This is a genomic window from Ruegeria sp. ABF4_144, assembly GCF_056160045.1.
In genome coordinates this window covers 1,591,331-1,607,861 of sequence record NZ_JBSWWK010000001.1, presented here as the reverse complement: position 1 = coordinate 1,607,861, position 16,531 = coordinate 1,591,331, and the positions used below count along the sequence as shown (strand labels likewise).

Annotated in this window: 20 protein-coding genes and 1 other RNA gene; 10 read left to right on the top strand and 11 right to left on the bottom strand. The window is 56.7% G+C overall.

Translation table 11 applies throughout. From position 1 onward, the window contains the following. Position 1 precedes the first annotated feature (1 nt). The 3 genes from ACXAGD_RS08185 to ACXAGD_RS08175 all read left to right on the top strand — a co-directional run bounded on the left by ACXAGD_RS08185 (position 2) and on the right by ACXAGD_RS08175 (position 3,516). Positions 2–1,216 carry a hypothetical protein gene (locus ACXAGD_RS08185; RefSeq protein ID WP_475209527.1) on the top strand — a complete coding sequence of 405 codons (1,215 nt, stop codon included), beginning with the start codon at positions 2–4 and terminating at the stop codon, positions 1,214–1,216. Beyond that, positions 1,213–2,562 (top strand): cytochrome P450, encoded by a 1,350-nt coding sequence (locus ACXAGD_RS08180; protein WP_475209525.1) that lies wholly within the window; start codon positions 1,213–1,215, stop codon positions 2,560–2,562. Before ACXAGD_RS08185 ends, ACXAGD_RS08180 begins: the two co-directional genes overlap by 4 nt. A gap of 72 nt (positions 2,563–2,634) precedes the next feature. Beyond that, positions 2,635–3,516, top strand: a complete 882-nt coding sequence (locus ACXAGD_RS08175) for a fructose bisphosphate aldolase (RefSeq protein ID WP_475209524.1) — start codon at positions 2,635–2,637, stop codon at positions 3,514–3,516. Between the two features lie 6 nt (positions 3,517–3,522). On the opposite strand, the gene ACXAGD_RS08170 is transcribed toward ACXAGD_RS08175, so the two are convergent. Genes ACXAGD_RS08170 through fumC form a run of 4 tightly spaced genes read right to left on the bottom strand, consistent with a single transcriptional unit; the run spans position 3,523 to position 5,965 of the window. After that, positions 3,523–4,125, bottom strand: a complete 603-nt coding sequence (locus ACXAGD_RS08170; protein ID WP_475209523.1) for a DNA-3-methyladenine glycosylase I — start codon at positions 4,123–4,125, stop codon at positions 3,523–3,525. 57 nt (positions 4,126–4,182) lie between these two features. Then, complete coding sequence (locus tag ACXAGD_RS08165; RefSeq protein WP_475209522.1) at positions 4,183–4,398, bottom strand: ribbon-helix-helix domain-containing protein; 216 nt, start codon at positions 4,396–4,398, stop codon at positions 4,183–4,185. Then, positions 4,395–4,571, bottom strand: a complete 177-nt coding sequence (locus ACXAGD_RS08160) for a DUF4169 family protein (protein ID WP_475209519.1) — start codon at positions 4,569–4,571, stop codon at positions 4,395–4,397. The genes ACXAGD_RS08165 and ACXAGD_RS08160 overlap by 4 nt, the downstream gene beginning before the upstream one ends. Then, the gene (fumC, locus tag ACXAGD_RS08155; RefSeq protein ID WP_475209515.1) at positions 4,571–5,965 is read right to left on the bottom strand and encodes a class II fumarate hydratase; all 1,395 of its coding nucleotides are present in this window, start codon (positions 5,963–5,965) and stop codon (positions 4,571–4,573) included. The genes ACXAGD_RS08160 and fumC overlap by 1 nt, the downstream gene beginning before the upstream one ends. A 195-nt stretch (positions 5,966–6,160) precedes the next feature. Between fumC and ACXAGD_RS08150 the strand changes: the two genes are divergently transcribed. Further along, entirely contained in the window at positions 6,161–6,724 is a 564-nt protein-coding gene (locus ACXAGD_RS08150) for a hypothetical protein (protein ID WP_475209510.1), read from the top strand. Between the two features lie 10 nt (positions 6,725–6,734). Here the strand turns inward: ACXAGD_RS08150 and ACXAGD_RS08145 are convergent, their stop codons facing one another. The 7 genes from ACXAGD_RS08145 to ACXAGD_RS08115 all read right to left on the bottom strand — a co-directional run bounded on the left by ACXAGD_RS08145 (position 6,735) and on the right by ACXAGD_RS08115 (position 11,484). Next, positions 6,735–7,193 (bottom strand): SspB family protein, encoded by a 459-nt coding sequence (locus ACXAGD_RS08145; RefSeq protein WP_475209507.1) that lies wholly within the window; start codon positions 7,191–7,193, stop codon positions 6,735–6,737. Between the two features lie 76 nt (positions 7,194–7,269). After that, positions 7,270–8,523 (bottom strand): chromate efflux transporter, encoded by a 1,254-nt coding sequence (gene chrA / locus ACXAGD_RS08140; protein ID WP_475209504.1) that lies wholly within the window; start codon positions 8,521–8,523, stop codon positions 7,270–7,272. Further along, positions 8,520–9,335, bottom strand: a complete 816-nt coding sequence (locus ACXAGD_RS08135) for a chromate resistance protein ChrB domain-containing protein (protein ID WP_475209502.1) — start codon at positions 9,333–9,335, stop codon at positions 8,520–8,522. Before ACXAGD_RS08135 ends, chrA begins: the two co-directional genes overlap by 4 nt. 128 nt (positions 9,336–9,463) lie before the next feature. Then, positions 9,464–9,895, bottom strand: coding sequence for an ester cyclase (locus ACXAGD_RS08130; RefSeq protein WP_475209497.1), 432 nt, complete (start codon positions 9,893–9,895; stop codon positions 9,464–9,466). A 100-nt stretch (positions 9,896–9,995) separates the two neighbouring features. Then, positions 9,996–10,343, bottom strand: a transfer-messenger RNA (tmRNA) gene (ssrA, locus tag ACXAGD_RS08125). A 36-nt stretch (positions 10,344–10,379) separates the two neighbouring features. Next, the gene (locus tag ACXAGD_RS08120) at positions 10,380–10,742 is read right to left on the bottom strand and encodes a DUF4345 family protein (protein WP_475209493.1); all 363 of its coding nucleotides are present in this window, start codon (positions 10,740–10,742) and stop codon (positions 10,380–10,382) included. A gap of 10 nt (positions 10,743–10,752) precedes the next feature. Beyond that, the gene (locus ACXAGD_RS08115) at positions 10,753–11,484 is read right to left on the bottom strand and encodes a FadR/GntR family transcriptional regulator (protein ID WP_475209488.1); all 732 of its coding nucleotides are present in this window, start codon (positions 11,482–11,484) and stop codon (positions 10,753–10,755) included. 87 nt (positions 11,485–11,571) lie between these two features. Here ACXAGD_RS08115 and ACXAGD_RS08110 point away from each other — a divergent pair, with 87 nt between their 5' ends. From ACXAGD_RS08110 to frr, 6 genes are all read left to right on the top strand, one after another. Then, complete coding sequence (locus ACXAGD_RS08110; RefSeq protein WP_475209484.1) at positions 11,572–12,363, top strand: DUF2182 domain-containing protein; 792 nt, start codon at positions 11,572–11,574, stop codon at positions 12,361–12,363. 4 nt (positions 12,364–12,367) lie between these two features. Continuing rightward, complete coding sequence (locus tag ACXAGD_RS08105; RefSeq protein ID WP_170324851.1) at positions 12,368–13,072, top strand: DUF1326 domain-containing protein; 705 nt, start codon at positions 12,368–12,370, stop codon at positions 13,070–13,072. Next, a complete protein-coding gene (locus tag ACXAGD_RS08100) occupies positions 13,072–13,578 on the top strand; it encodes a DinB family protein (protein WP_475212531.1) in 507 nt (168 codons plus the stop codon). Before ACXAGD_RS08105 ends, ACXAGD_RS08100 begins: the two co-directional genes overlap by 1 nt. Beyond that, positions 13,579–14,682 (top strand): dimethylsulfoniopropionate demethylase, encoded by a 1,104-nt coding sequence (locus ACXAGD_RS08095; protein ID WP_475209479.1) that lies wholly within the window; start codon positions 13,579–13,581, stop codon positions 14,680–14,682. Between the two features lie 102 nt (positions 14,683–14,784). Continuing rightward, a complete protein-coding gene (gene acuI / locus ACXAGD_RS08090; RefSeq protein WP_475209477.1) occupies positions 14,785–15,780 on the top strand; it encodes an acryloyl-CoA reductase in 996 nt (331 codons plus the stop codon). Between the two features lie 187 nt (positions 15,781–15,967). Next, positions 15,968–16,531 carry a ribosome recycling factor gene (gene frr, locus ACXAGD_RS08085; RefSeq protein ID WP_475209475.1) on the top strand — a complete coding sequence of 188 codons (564 nt, stop codon included), beginning with the start codon at positions 15,968–15,970 and terminating at the stop codon, positions 16,529–16,531.

Genomic DNA, 16,531 nt, shown 5'->3' with positions numbered 1-16,531 from the left:
CATGAGCAGTCACACAAATCAGCCTCGGGTAAGCAGGCGTCGGGTATTCTATATTCCCGGCTATGATCCGATTCACCCGCGCCGCTACCGCGAGCTCTATCGCAAGGAAAGTCAGGCGCAGGCTGAGATCTCTGGTTATCAGGTTTCGATTTCCCCGAAATCGGGTGAGGGGCCCTATGGCTGGCACGTCTGTTCGCGTCAGGATGGTGCAGGGGTTGAGGCGGATGTCGAAGTTTTGGTCTGGTCGGATATCGTGCGCGAAAGCATGTCGAACTCGATCCCCGCGACCTACCTGCAACTGTTGCGGACAGCGTGGATTTACATAGGGTCCGGTGCGTTGTGGCGGCTGATGCGGTTGCGCAAGGGGCCGGTGATCGCGGCGCTGTATCCCGTTGGAATGCTGATTATTCAGTTGATTGCAGCGCTTTTGGCCGTATGGACCGTGGCCGCACTGCTTTGGCCCGTCGCAGGGTGGTTGTCTTTGCCACCAGCGATTGCTGCTGCATTTGTCCTGCTGCAATGGTTTCGCAAAATCGACAACCGCTTGTTTGCCTATTACCTGATGCACGACTACGCTTATTCTGCCGCACAGAAAGGCGCCACGCCGGCCGAATTGAAAACTCGGTTGGCGACGTTTACCTCACATATTCAACACGCGCTTGAAACAGATGTGGACGAGGTTCTGGTCGTCGGCCACTCTTCCGGCGCGCATCTTGGGGTGGCGGTTTTGGCCGATCTGATCCGCGATGACGGGTTGTCTGATGCACAGCCAGCATTGTCATTCCTCACATTGGGGCAGGTGGTGCCCATGGTTTCGTTTCTGCCCAAGGCCGAGGAACTGCGAACTGACCTACAATACCTGTCCGAGCAATCAAACATCACATGGGTTGACGTGTCTGCGCCGGGTGACGGATGCGCGTTTGCTCTGTGCGACCCGGTTGGTGTCAGCGGCGTGGCGACTGACCAGAAACGCTGGCCGCTGGTCCTTTCGGCCGCCTTCACACAAACTCTGTCGCCGGAACGCTGGCAAGCGCTGCGTTGGCGCTTTTTCCGGCTGCATTTCCAGTATCTCTGCGCGTTCGATCGCCCGAACGATTACGATTACTTCCGTATCACCGCAGGCCCTTTGACTTTGGGCCAGCGTTACCTTGGGCGCGTGCCTTCGAAATCACGGATCGAGCAGCCAGTCTCAAAATACCGATCGGTGCGAAGATGATACCGCCAAAGCCAAGGCCCCGTCCGGACAAAGTCTCGCTCTGGCGCTACCTGAAACTGTTCCGCAAGGACCTGTTGTCGGCGCAACCGCAACGGCTCTATCGCGCGTGGATGGCTGAGTTTCGCACGCCATTCTTCCGATCCTACATGATCAACCAGCCCGAGCTTGTGGATACGGTCCTGAAGAAACGCCCCGACGATTTTCCCAAGTCCGGGCGCATCAGCGAGGGGTTGCGCCCGCTGCTGGGGAACTCGGTTTTTCTAACCAACGGCGAGGTATGGAAACGGCAGCGTCGGATCATCGATCCGGCCTTTGAGGGCGGTCGGTTGAAGGACACCTTTCCCGCGATGCTGCAGGCAGCCAAAGCTTGCGTTGAGCGGTTGCGAGGTCAGTCGGGTAAGGTGATCGAATGCGAAGAACTCACCAGCCACGCGGCGGCGGATGTGATATTCCGAACCCTGTTTTCGGTTCCTATCGAGCATGAAGTCGCCGCGCAGGTGTTTGATAAGTTTCGGGCTTATCAGCGACAGCAGCCTTTGCTGAATCTGGCGGCGTTTATTCCGGTGCCGCGATGGGTGCCGCGCTTGCATGCACGGAATACTCGCCGGAACGCAAAAGTCATCCGCGCGTTGATCAAGCGTCTGACAGCAGAGAGGGCTAAGCTGATCGCTACGGGCCAGGCACCCGACGATCTTGCCACCAAGATCATGACCACGCCTGATCCGGAAACCGGTCAGTGCTTTGACACACAAGAGATGGTCGATCAGGTCGCCATATTCTTTTTGGCCGGGCACGAAACCAGTGCGTCGGCGCTGGCATGGACCCTTTACCTAATGGCGCTTTATCCGGAATGGCAGGAAAAACTAAGCGCCGAGGCGGCTGCTTTGGACGATCCCAGCTTTACCACGGTGTCAAAACTGCGCCTCAGCCGGGATGTGTTCCGCGAAGCCTTACGCCTGTACCCGCCCGTGCCGATGATGGTGCGTGAGGCGAGCTGCCCGGAGAAATTCCGGGACCGGGAGATTGCCGAAGGGTCACAGATCGTCATCAGTCCCTGGCATCTGCACCGGCAGGAACGCCTGTGGGATCGCCCTGATGAGTTTGATCCCACCCGCTGGAACACCGAAAACGGAAAAACCTGTCAGCGGCAGGCGTTTATCCCGTTCTCGGCGGGCCCGCGTGTCTGCACCGGGGCCGGGTTCGCCATGGTCGAGGGCCCCTTGTTGTTGTCGATGTTGCTGCGGCACTTCCGGTTCGAGCTGGTAAAGGGCAGAACGCCCGTTCCGGTGGCGCATCTGACGGTGCGGTCTAAAGATGGAATTTGGTTGCGCGTGGTTGAGCGCTAACAAACTACCATCACCCTGCGCCTTGCTGTATGCGATGAAAAACGCGGAATCATTATTGAACGGGAAAGTCTTATGTCCAAAGCAGAACAGCGCGAGCAGATGTCCAACGGTGCAGGTTTTATTGCAGCCCTGGATCAAAGTGGCGGCTCGACACCCAAGGCGCTGGCGCTTTACGGGGTCGAGGCCTCGGATTACAACTCGGACGAAGAGATGTTCGGCGAAATCCAGAAAATGCGCGCTCGCATCATTTTGGCTGACGATTTCACCAATGCAAAAGTGATCGGCGCGATCCTGTTCGAGCGCACGCTGGGCGAAGAGATCGACGGCTGCAAGGTCGCAGATTACCTGTGGTCGCAGAAGGGAATCGTTCCGTTCCTGAAAATCGACAAAGGCCTCGAAGATCAGGCCAACGGCGTTCAGATGATGAAGCCGATCCCGGGTCTGGCGGACACTCTGGCTAAAGCAAACGGCGTCTTCGGCACCAAAGAGCGTTCGGTGATCCACGAAGCCAACGCCGAGGGCATCGCTGCCGTGGTTGCTCAGCAGTTTGACGTTGCGCGCGAAGTTGTTGCGGCCGGCATGGTTCCGATTGTCGAGCCCGAAGTGAACATCAACTCGGCCACTAAAGCCGAGGCCGAAGATATCCTGAAGGCAGAAATCCTGAAAAACCTCGACCAACTGGCAGAGGGTCAGGACATCATGCTGAAACTGACCATCCCAAGCCAGGCGAACCTGTATGACGAACTGGCCGATCACCCACGCGTGGTGCGTGTTGTGGCGCTGTCGGGCGGTTATTCGACCGAGCAGGCGTGTGATCTGCTGGATCAGAACGGCAAGATGATTGCCTCGTTCTCGCGCGCGCTAACCGAGGGGCTGTCAAAGCAGCAATCGGATGCCGAGTTTAATGCCGCTCTGGGTGGCAATATCGAAAAGATATTCCGCGCTTCTGTCTAAGGGGCGCTAGACTGGTTTGGTGAATTCGCGGCGCTTTTGCGCCGCTTTTTCACGCATGGTACACCCAATGGCGTGGTCGTTCACCAACCCCATTGCTTGCATGAAGGCAAATACTGTGGTCGGCCCGACAAACTTCCAACCGCGTTTTTTCAAATCCTTCGACATCGCAATGGATTCCGGCGAGGTGGAGGCCGTTTGCGGTTCAGGCGGATTTTCCGGTTCATACCGCCAGACATAAGCGGCCAGAGACCCTTCGGCAGTCACAAGCTCTTGCGCACGGCGGGCGTTGTTGATGACGGCTTCGATCTTGCCACGATGACGGATGATGCCCGCATCCTGCAGAAGGCGTTCAACGTCTGCTTGATCAAACGCCGCTACGGCGTTGAAATCGAAATGATTAAACGCTTTGCGAAAGTTTTCGCGCTTGGCCAATATAGTGCGCCAGCTTAGGCCCGATTGAAAACTCTCCAGACAAAGCTTTTCGAACAAACGCTGATCGTCCGCGACCGGGTAACCCCATTCATTGTCGTGGTAATCAAAGAACTCGGGCGCGGATTGGCACCATGCACAACGCGGCAGGCCGTCAGGGCCGAGGACAGTCTGGTTCATGAGTGTACCCCTTTTGTTCTCGCCACATTAGGCGCATCATTGCGATGGGTGCAAGGGTCAGTTGCGGTACCAGTTCAGTACAAAAACACGAATGGCTGAGGCCAAACCAATCTCGGGATCGCGCTGCACATCTATCTCGGCGGCTAGGGCGTTGATTGGCATGTCTTTTTCCTTGGCGATGTCCCGAAAGGCCTGCCAGAACTCGTCTTCCAGAGAAACAGAAGTACGATGCCCCTTAAGGGTCAGGGATCGTTTGACCGGGCGTCCGCTCATTCATCCAACTCGCGGTCGTCCAATTCGCGGTGCTGTTTGTCCCGCTCAAACTTGGTTTCGATCTTTTCGGCTTTGGTTCGACCGAATTTTATAGCGTTCTGATCTGCGCGGGCCTTCTTCTCGGCCCGCGCTTTTTCTTTTCGATACCGGTTCAGGTTGACCGGCTTGCCCATCAGTCTTTGGGGCCGATCATGTGTTCCGGGCGAACCACGGCATCAAAGGTCTCTTCATCGACAAAGCCCAACGCGATAGCCTCTTCCTTGAGGGTCGTGCCGTTCTTGTGCGCCGTCTTTGCGACGGTGGTGGCGTTGTCATAGCCGATGGTCGGAGCCAGAGCGGTGACCAGCATCAGCGATTCCTTCATCAGCTTGTCGATGCGGGGCTCATTCGCCTTGATGCCCAGCAGCATCCGCTCGGTAAAGCTGTCGGTGGCGTCGCCCAGCAGTTGGATCGACTGCAGTAGGTTGTAGGACATCATCGGGTTATAGACGTTCAACTGGAAATGCCCCTGCGATCCGGCGAACTTCATCGCCGCGTCGTTGCCCATCACATGTGCGGCGACCTGCGTCAGGGCTTCGGCCTGAGTCGGGTTTACCTTGCCCGGCATGATTGAGGATCCAGGTTCATTTTCGGGCAGGATCAGCTCACCCAGACCCGAGCGGGGGCCAGAGCCCAGCAATCGGATGTCGTTGGCGATCTTATAGCAAGAGCCCGCGATGGTCGCCAAAGCCCCCGAAAGGAAGACCATTGCGTCGTGTGCTGCCAATGCTTCAAACTTGTTCGGTGCAGTCACGAAGGGCAGGCCGGTGATATCTGCCATGTTCTTGGCGACGGCCTCATCCCAACCATTATGCGTGTTCAGGCCGGTGCCTACGGCCGTACCGCCTTGGGCCAGTTCGTAAATTCCGGGCATCGATGCGTGAACGCGCGCGATGCCTTGACGGATCTGGTGGGCGTAGCCGCCAAACTCCTGCTCTAACGTCAGTGGCGTCGCGTCCTGCGTGTGTGTGCGGCCGATCTTGATGATGCCTGCGAACTCTTTCGCCTTGGCTTCCAGCGCAGAGGCGAATTTCTCCAGACCCGGTAGCAATACGTCGCGCACGCTCATTGCGGTGGCGATGTGCATAGCCGTGGGGAATGTGTCGTTCGAGGATTGACCCATGTTGCAGTGGTCATTCGGGTGCACTGGATCTTTGGAACCGATCACGCCGCCCAAAATCTCAATCGCACGGTTGGCGATCACCTCGTTCGAGTTCATGTTCGACTGAGTGCCAGACCCGGTCTGCCAGACGACCAGCGGGAAGTTGTCGTCAAACTTGCCCTCGATCACTTCTCCGGCGGCCTGAATGACAGCATCCGCAATCTTCGCGTCCAACTTGCCGATGGCCTTGTTCTCCATCGCGCAGGCTTTCTTGATCACGCCCAGCGCGCGAACGATGGCAACGGGCTGCTTTTCCCAGCCAATTGGGAAGTTCATGATCGAGCGCTGTGTCTGGGCGCCCCAGTATTTGTCAGAGGGAACTTCCAGCGGGCCAAAGCTGTCGGATTCGGTGCGGGTCTGAGACATCTGTCACTCCGTCGTGTATGCAATCGTATGCCGTTTACCCGCAACCGCGTTGTCGTGCAATCGGCCAGTTGCGCGCACCATAAACGCAAGGGTGTCAGAGGTATAGCCGGAACGGATTGATAAATTCGCTCCGAAACGCATTGTGCGCGCTACCGGGTGAGCTACAATAGAAAGATCAACTTGCTGGAGGTTAAGGTGGGCACATTGGTTCGAACCTATCCCCTGAAAATCATTGCCTTTTCGTTTGGCATCCTGATTTCGCTCGCTCTCATCGGGCAAAAGGCCTATGCCGCTGATATTGCTGCATTTGTGGGTAACTATGTCGGGTCCGCCAACGTTGTCGATGAAGACGGAAGCGAAACGCCCCGTGATATGAGTGTGTCGATTAAAGAGTTAAAAGAAGGTTTTAACGTCAGTTGGACAACCACCACCTATAAAGCGGACGGGCGCGTCAAGGACCAGAAATTCTCGATAGATTTCAAGCAGTCGGACAGGGCCGACGTGTATTCCGCCGCGATGAAGCGCAATGTGTTCGGGCATGAAGTTCCACTGGATCCGATGCAAGGCGAACCGTTTGTCTGGGGGCGGATCGAGGGTAACACCCTTACCGTGTTCTCGTTATTTATCGGAGAGACCGGTGACTATGAGCTGCAGCAATTCGACCGCACTCTGGCAGAGGGCGGTCTAGATCTGTCGTTTTCACGGTTCCGTAACGGGATAAAGTCGCGCTCGGTCGAAACGTTTCTGAAAAAACAGTAGTTTAGGGCAGTTACTTTCGGAAACTGTCCAGCGAGACAACCTCGGCGTCGTGGTGATCGGGTTCTTCTTCAACCTCAATCGATTCCTCGACGATGGGTTCGATCTCATCCTCGTCCTCGGGGCTTTCAAAGCGCAGCCCAAATTCGACCGAAGGATCAACGAACGTTTTGATCGAGGAGTAGGGTATATACAGAGGTTCTGGCGCGTCACCAAAGTTGAGCGTGATCGCAAACCCGTCTTCGCCCACATCCAGGTTTTCGAACCAGTGCTGCATGACGATTGTCATTTCCTCGGGGTACCGCTCGCGCAGCCAATCAGCCAGTTCAACGCCGTCCTGGCGAGTGTCGAAGGTGATGAAGAAATGATGCGCTCCGGGCAGGCCGTTATCGGAAACGCTGGTCAGAACGGTCTTGATGAGCCCGCGCATGGCGGTGTGCATCAGGTTTCCATAGTCGATGTCTTGCGACATGTTTCATCCTCAAAAGTGGTTACCCTCAGCATAAGGGATTTCATCGGAAACGAAAGACCGGCTGTGTGAGGATTGTTTAAACGAAATGCAGTCCCGTTCCAATCGCGGCCATGATCGCCAATGTTGTCGCCATTCCAAATTTAAACCTAAAAATCAATAGCCCAGCGAGAATTGTTAGGACCAGCGCAGCTGGATTTAAGCTGGTTACGTCGGGCCAGGGCAAAGACACCGGGCCCCATGTCGCTTCGGGGGTATTCTGAAACAGAACATTAAGACTGAACCATACAGACAGGTTTAGAATCACACCCACAACAGCGGCCGTAATGCCGTGCAACGCGGCAGACAATCTGGGCCGTGCGGCAAGTTGATCCAGATAGGGCGCTGCGAGGAAAATCCACAGAAAACAAGGAACGAATGTGGCCCATAGGGCAACCGCTCCGGCCGCAATCGCCAGCGGGGCGCCGCCACTCATTTGACCAGTCAGCATTGCGACGAATTGCGTGACCAGAATCAACGGCCCCGGCGTGGTTTCGGCCAGTCCCAGCGCGTCGATCATCTGGTCCGTATTGACCCAGTGATATTTGTCCACGACCGTTTGGGTCATGTAGGCCAGCACGGCATAAGCTCCGCCAAAGGTGACGACGGCGAGGCGGGCAAAGAACCAGCCCAGATCGCTCAGCAGTTTTTGACCTGACAGGGTCAACACCAGCAGCGGCCCAAGCCACATCAACAGCCAAAAGGCAGCGGTGCGAAACGTACCGGTGACTTTGGGCGCAGGGGGGATGTCGTCCGTCCGTGCCTGACCGTCAAACGTTGCGTATCCCCAAAGCGCTGCGGCCAGAATGATCAGCGGAAAGGGCAGGTTCAGCGCAAAAATGGCCAGAAACCCAAACCCGGCGATTGCACGGTGCTGAGTGTCCGTCAGGGCCTTGCGCGACAGGTTCTGAAGCGCCTGCAGGACGATCACGATAACCGTTGCTTTCACCCCAAGAAAACCGGCCTGGACCAAGGGCAAATCACCGTAAGCGGCGTACAGACCAACCAGTACCGCGATGACGCAGGCACCGGGTAGCACGAACAACGCGCCGGCGATCAAACCGCCGGTAGCTCCGCGCAGTCGCCAGCCTGCATAGGTGGCCAGCTGCATTGCCTCAGGGCCCGGCAGCAACATGCAAAGTGACAATGCGCGCAGATAAGTCTGCTCATCCAGCCAGGGGCGGTTTTCGACCAGTTCCTGATGCATCAGTGATATCTGTGCCGCCGGGCCGCCGAAGGAAAGCAGGCCAATGCGGCCGAACACGCGGACGAGTTCCGCAATCGATGGTGTCATGATCTGCGATCCGTCGGCCAGTCGTGGTGCTCTTCGAAACCGTCCCGAGCCCAACGGTATAAAGCGTCATATAGGTGCAGGCCTGCCTCAAGGTTCTGATGGTCATCGCGATACTGCCGCGACAGACCCACCGAAACAGCCAACAAACCTGCTGCTTCGGGCGACAGTTCGTGGCGGTTGGTATCCGCGGCGCGGATTACCGTGGCAAGCCGATCGAGGGCAGGGGTGTGCAATTGGAACTCATCCAACATCGTGTCAAATGTGCAGTTTCCGTCTCTGTGGGACCAGAACGTGTCCTCGATATCGAACGGAGTTGCGTCGAAGACTTGGGCCGTAGCTTTGACCTCACTCGGGGCCACGAACAGGAACTGCGCAAAGGGGTCGACGAAGCGGCGGATCAGCCACGGACAGGCGATCCTGTCGATCTTCGGCCGATGCCGCGTGACCCAAACGGTCCGACCATCGTCGCGCGTTGGTAAGTCGAAGGCTGGTATCCGCAGTGCATTCGGCAGGTCGCGCCAGCCGTACATTCCGCCTTCCAGAAATTCGGCCTCACACCCCTTGCTACGCAACCATGAAACGACGCCTTGGCTGAGTTTCTTGCCCTTTTGGCAAACGATCACGGCGTTCCGATCACCAATTCGGCGGGCCATGCCGTCGATATCCATGGCGGGATGGCGAGCAGAGCCAGGGATCAAAAACGGGTCAGCCTCAAAGTCTGAATCCAGGCAAATATCTATTATAACAGGCGCTTGCGGCGTTCCGACCAGGCGTAATAGCTGTTTCGGAGTGATTGAATTGGGCGCGGGCATGGCATGTCTCCTGATGCAAACGGATACATGCGAAACTTGGGCTGGCGCCTCACGGGGCGTTCGCAATCTTACCCCATGACCATTGCTTACGATCAAGCGCTAGAGGGGTCAAGATTGCGTTCTTTACCTCAGGCCCAATCCAGCCTTTGCCCGGTCATGCAGACGGGCAGGGTGTCCTGCGGAAACTGGCCGAGTTGTTCGAACAGAGAGATAAAGTCGAACTGGTTGTATGCCTCGACCATCCGGCCATCTTTGATCCGGGCGATTACGCTGCCAGTGGCTTGCAACGGCGCCCCGTTGTCCGCTCGTGTGGTGCTGACATGTAAGATTCCGGACACCCAATCACCGTCTTCAATAATCTTCGGCAGTTCGACCCTAATATCCCCAAGCACATGCCGAAAAGCCATGACCAGATCGCGAAAATCATCCGCACCGACCTGCATTTCGGGGATCAGTCCTTCGGCCATCGTGTCGGGGGCAAAGAACTGGTCGATGGCGTCAATGTTCCCGTTTTCCCAAACCTCAGCATACCAGTTTCTGAGTATATCTGCGTGTGACATCCCAGCTCTCCTTTTCCTGTTGCGCTGAGAATGACGCGAAAGGGTGAAGAAACCCTGAACGTGAACAAGACTAGAGATAAACAGCAGACATTAAGTGGAAAATGCAGGTTTCTGTTGCCAGGTACCTGCGAACCCCGCCTTACGCGGCTAGGCGCAAGGGCTTAAGTTTCGGTCTTGTTACTGCTTACGCAGCAACTGCAACCGGAGCACGATTGTCGTTTGCAATTGTACTAGTTTCGCCGATAACGGTGGCAGACAGCCGAGACAAAGCTAACCCCTTTAGACGTTCGTCGATCCTATTTCGGCCCCAAAATCCCCAAACGAAGGATGGTTGGTGGAGCCGCCGGGTACCGCCCCCGGGTCCGATCCGCTTATTACGAGCGCGTTTATGTCCATAGTCCCGAAGGACATACCCTATATAGGTGAGCGGACGCGCGGATGCAAACCGGGATTTCTGAATGTCGGGATAATAAAAAACAGATACTTAGGCGGTCTTGTTCAAGTTCGCCAGGATCAACCACAGCGCCAGGGCCAGCTCGATTCCTCCGAATGTCACCGCCTTGACCAGCGGTGGATTATCCAGAACGACCGACACGAACCGACCAAGCGCGGCCCCGGCATACACAACCCCAAGCATGGCGTAGGCCATGGGGTTGTTCAGCCACAATACCGCCGCGCCAGTCACCACGAACAGCCCGCCAACAGAGGCGCGCATCTCGCTTAGGCCCATATTGCTGTCGGTGGGTGCCAGATCCAGCGACGAGGCGGTGAAGGCTGGGGCCAGGAATCCGAAAAGGCCAAAGCCAATCGTCAACAATGCGGCGACTATGTTCAGCGTTGTTACCATCATTCCTCCGTCACGCTGGCTTTCGGTGTTGCTGGGCCACGTCCTGGGCCAGTTTGCGGGTGTAATTTTCAAGTTCAACCAGCGCGGCGTCAACACTTGCCTCGTTGCGCGCCTCTAACGCGTCGGCGATGCGATTGTGCAGGCCAATGATCTCTTCGCGGGATCGGGCGGTAAAGGTGATCATGTTCATCAGGGGTTGCATCGCCTCAACAGCACCGGCCAGTTGGTAGGACAGAACCGGGTTGCTGGCCCCGTCGACCAGAGCACGGTGAAAAGCGACGTCCGATGAACAGAATGCCTCATCCGTCAGGCCGGGTTGTGCCTGCCTGAAAATCTCGGCTCGCATGGTGGCAAGCTGATCGGCGGTACGGCGTTGCGCCGACAGCGGTGCGCAGGCGCGTTCCAACGCAAAGCGGGCCTCACAAGCCGTATCAAAACTGATCTCATTCATCGACAACAACAGGGTCGAGGTGGTGATTTGCTGAGAATAAGCATCCTCAAAGCTGATCCGGTTTACGAAGGCACCACCGCTGGCACCGCGTTGCGTGCGGATCAAGGATTGTGCGGCAAGACGCTTTAGCGCCTCGCGCACGGTTGGGCGCGACACCTGAAACTGGTCGGACAATTCGGCCTCGGACGGCAACCGTTCGTCGACGATCAACTGACCTGATATGATGGCATCGCGTATAGCCTGAGCGATCTGAGCCGATAAATCCGTATGTTTCTGAGGATCGATTTTCATGTTTCGGGGACCGCCAGTGAAATTTTTATTTGTCTGACATTTAAAAGTCTGACATTTGAAAAGCAAGGACTGAGTCGGGAGGTTAGCGTGAGTCGCGCAGTTCTACGAAGCGGATTTTGGTTGGGATTCTACATTCTGATCCTGTGGGCTTGGTGGATGATGTTCACCATGAGCCGCGATATGGATTTGGACTGGATCGGTCGTCCCGGTCCGATGGGGCAAGCGATGGCCGCGATGGACCCCCGCATGGACATGTATATGCCCATGGCCGAATTCGGACCGCTGTTCTGGATGTGGGCGATCATGATGGCTGCAATGATGCTGCCGACGCTGGTGCCGACCCTTCGCAGCTATGAAGACCTGATCCGTAGCGCCAATGGCACCCGCTCGGGGTGGATAGGCGTTCTGACCGGGTACTTCATCGTTTGGGTTGGATTTGCCGCTCTGATCACCGGCGTTCAACTGGGTCTGCTGTTCGGCGGTATAGTCGACATGTTGGGCATCGCTAAGTCCGGCTGGTTCGCTGGCGGCCTAATGATCGCAGTTGGCGCGTTTCAGTTCACTCGCGCGAAAGAGGTCTGTCACGGCGTCTGCCACGCCCCGATGACCTACTTCCTGGGCCACTGGAGAACCGGGTTCACCGGCGGTCTGCGCATGGGGCTGGGGCTAGGTGCGTTCTGCGTTGGATGCTGCTGGGGTTTCATGGCGCTTGGGTTTGTTGGTGGCGTTATGAGCTTGCTGTGGATGGGCCTGGCGACCTTGTTCATGGTATTGGAGAAATTGCCTCAGATCGGCCACGCGGTGACGCGGCCGATGGGGTTTGCACTGATCGCAGGGGGTCTTGTCCTGCTGATCTATCCCTTTGCTTACGGAGGATAAGTATATGGCTAAAAACAGAAAACCCGAAGCAGACAGGCTGCCGATCAGCCAGCGCATTGACAGCCGTATGCCTAATCCCAAACGGCGAGAGATGAGCCCAACAGACTGGGCCATTAAGGGTGAGTTGATCCTGAACTGCTCGTGCGACGTGTTCTGTCCGTGTGTTGTGTCGCTGGGTGCGCATCCTCCAACCGAGGGTCACTGCCACGCGTGGATGGGGGTTATCATCGACGAAGGTCATTATGAGGGTGAAGACCTGTCCGGTCTGAACGTGGGGCTTCTTGTTGATATTCCTGGCCGCATGGGAGAGGGCCAGTGGAAAGTCGCGGCCTATGTGGACGAACGTGCTAGCGGCAAGGCTTATAACGGGTTGCTGCAAATCTTCAGCGGTCAGGCAGGTGGCACCACCGGGCTTTTCACCATGCTTGTGAGCGAGATCATTGGGGCCGAGCGGGCTCCGGTGCAGATTGAGCGTGACGGCAACAAGCGTCGGATTGTAATTGGCCGCAAGATTCAGGGTGAGATTGAGATGCTGGCGGGTAAAGACCCTGAACATCCGGTGATGGTGTCGAACTCGAAATACTGGATGGGTCCGGATATCATTGTCGCGCGCGGTACCAAGTCCAAAGTACGTGACTATGGGCGCGTCTGGGATTTCGGTGGCAAGTCGGCTGAGATTTGTCCGATCGACTGGCATGGACCAAAGTGATGATCACCGGGGCCTATGCTCAAGAAATGGCACGTTATAACCGGTGGCAAAACAGTCAGTTATCGGGATTTCTACAAGCACTTTCTCCCGAAGAAATGACCAAGGAACGCGGTGCATTCTTCGGGTCGATCATGGGTACGGCCAACCATCTGCTATGGGGCAACTGGATTTGGGTATCCCGCTTTGACAATGGCGAAGGCCCGGGGGGCGGTATTCCCGAAAGTGTCTCGTTGTGTGCCAATCTGGCTGATTGGGTGGCTCGGTGTGAAACCGTTGATGCCCGTGTTTCCAGATGGGCAGGATCGTTGAATGACACACCGCTGACCGGAGACTTCACTTGGTTTTCGGCGGCAAAAGAGGCTGATGTTACATTGCCTTACGCGCAATGTGTGATCCACATGTTTAACCACCAGACCCACCATCGCGGACAGTTGCACCAGATGTTGACCGAAACCGGATCAGCCGCGCCTGTCAGCGATTTGGTTTTTATGCCTGAGGAGGCTTGAATGCCACAAATATCCCTATCTCGTAGGCTGCGGCGGACTCCGTTTTCCGATGGGGTCGAGGCGGCCGGAGTCAAAGCATATACGGTGTATAACCGCATGCTGTTACCGACGGTATTCGAAAGCGTCGAAGCGGATTATCGGCACCTGAAGTCTCATGTTCAGGTGTGGGACGTTTCGGTCGAAAGGCAGGTCGAACTACGCGGTCCGGATGCAGCCCGCTTAATGCAGATGCTGACGCCTCGTGATCTGCGTGGGATGCTGCCGGGTCAGTGTTTCTACGTGCCAATTGTCGACGAAACCGGCGGTATGCTGAACGACCCGGTTGCGGTGAAACTTTCTGATGATCGCTGGTGGATATCCATTGCGGACAGTGACTTGTTGCTGTGGGTCAAGGGCATTGCCAACGGATACCGACTGGACGTTTTGGTAGACGAACCCGACGTGTCGCCGCTGGCTGTACAGGGGCCTAAGGCGGATGAGTTGATGTCTCGGGTGTTTGGAGACCGCGTTCGCGATATCCGTTTCTTCAAGTTTGACATGTTCGAATTCCAGGGCCGTGATCTGGCGGTCGCGCGTTCGGGCTACTCCAAACAGGGCGGGTTCGAGATTTACGTCGAAGGCTCGGATATCGGGATGCCGCTGTGGAACGCTCTTTTTGCGGCTGGCGAAGACCTTCAGGTGCGCGCGGGTTGTCCTAACCTGATCGAACGGATCGAGGGCGGTTTGTTGTCTTATGGCAATGACATGACAGACGACAACACGCCGCATGAGTGTGGTCTGGGCAAGTTCTGTAACACCCACACAGCCATCGGCTGCATCGGTCGGGACGCGTTGTTGCGCGTGGCCAAAGAAGGCCCCGTGCAACAGATCCGTCCTTTGGCCATCGACGGCGATGCCGTGCCGCCGTGTGATCGTCCGTGGTCGGTTTTTGCCGGTGGAAAACGGGTGGGGCAGGTGACGTCGGCGGCTTGGTCTCCGGATTTTTCAACCAATGTTTCGATTGGAATGCTGCGGTTGAGCCATTGGGATGCCGGTACGGTTGTAGAGGTCGAAACGCCGGACGGTATGCGCCGAGCAACAGTACAAGAGAAGTTCTGGATTTGACGGAGGCAGGGCGCGCTGCCCCCGGCGCTGTGCGACTCCCCCGGGATAATTTTAGCCAGGTGAAGATTGTGATCTGGCCTTGGAGAAACGAAAGGAAATATGATGTTCAATGCATTGGTCATGGAAAAAGACGAGGAAAGCGGACTGGCCAGCCCGTCGGTAAAGCAGCTTTCCTTGGATGATCTGCCCGAGGGTGAGGTCACCGTTGCCGTCGAATACTCGACAGTGAACTACAAAGACGGTTTGTGCACTTCAGCTAAAGGTGGCGGTCTGGTGCGGTCTTACCCGCATGTGCCAGGAATTGACTACGCTGGTACGGTCGAGGCGTCCTCGGATGATCGTTACAAGCCTGGCGACAAGGTGGTTCTGACCGGTTGGCGCGTTGGTGAGGCCCATTGGGGTGGTTATTCGCAAAAGGCAAACGCACGGGCCGATTGGCTGGTGCCTCTGCCCGTGGGGCTGGACGCGCGGCAGGCAATGGCCGTTGGGACGGCTGGCTTTACTGCGATGCTGGCTGTAATGGCGTTGGAAGATCACGGTATGAAGCCCGATCACGGCCCGGTTCTGGTGACCGGGGCCGCCGGTGGTGTCGGGTCGGTGGCAACCGCCATTCTGGCAAACCTGGGTTACGAGGTGGCGGCCGTCACCGGGCGCCCGGAAACGGGTGACTACCTGAAATCGCTGGGCGCGACCACAATCGTTCCGCGGGAAGAGTTGAACGAGACCACCAAGCGCCCGCTGGAAAGTGAAACTTGGGCCGGATGCGTCGATGCAGTCGGTGGCGAGATGCTGGCACGCGTTTTGGGCCAAATGAAATACGGCGCTTCGGTTGCTGCGGTTGGTTTGGCCGGTGGTGCCGGACTGCCTGCCACGGTGATTCCGTTCCTGCTGCGCGGAGTCAATCTGCTGGGCATCGACAGCGTGATGCAGCCCTATAACAATCGCGTTCGCGCCTGGCAGCGCATCGCAACGGACCTGCCCATGGATAAGCTGGAAGCGATGGTTCATCCCGCGACCCTGAATGATCTGCCTCAATTGGGCGCTGATATCCTGAAAGGTCAGGTCAAGGGCCGTGTCGTCGTTGACGTAAACGCCTGATCGGCAAGACGAACATCAAGACCGGTCGGCCTTGGCGCTGATCGGTCTTTTTTGTCTAAGAAACTCCTGGAAAATGCCAGAAACACCTCTGGTCATTGGCGCAATTCCACATCATCATTGCTATACATCCCACCTGCGATGGCTTATGAGCCATGCAAACAGCACCTGAAGACGGGGAGTGAGCAGCATGTCTGACGATTTCGAACTGGATACCGATGATCTGAAACGGCGCATGGAAGGCGCCATGTCCAATCTCAGAACCGAATTTGCTTCGCTTCGGACCGGGCGGGCGTCGGCTTCGATGCTGGAACCTGTCATGGTGGATGCTTATGGTTCGATGACGCCAATTAACCAGGTGGGGACAGTCAACGTTCCCGAACCGCGCATGGTTACGGTCAATGTCTGGGACAAGGGACTGGTCGGTAAGGTTGAAAAAGCCATCCGCGAAAGTGGCTTGGGGATCAACCCTCAACTGAATGGCACTATCATCATGCTGCCGATTCCCGAACTGAACGAGGAACGCCGTCGCGAGTTGGGCAAAGTTGCCGGTCAGTATGCCGAGCACGCCCGGGTTTCGATCCGCAACGTCCGCCGCGATGGTATGGACCAGATCAAGAAAGCCAAGTCAGATGGCATGTCTGAGGATGACCAGAAGTTCTGGGAAGCCGAGGTCCAGGATTTGACTGATGAGATGATCAAAGCTGTTGATGCCGCGCTTGAAACCAAGCAGGCAGAGATCATGCAGGTCTGA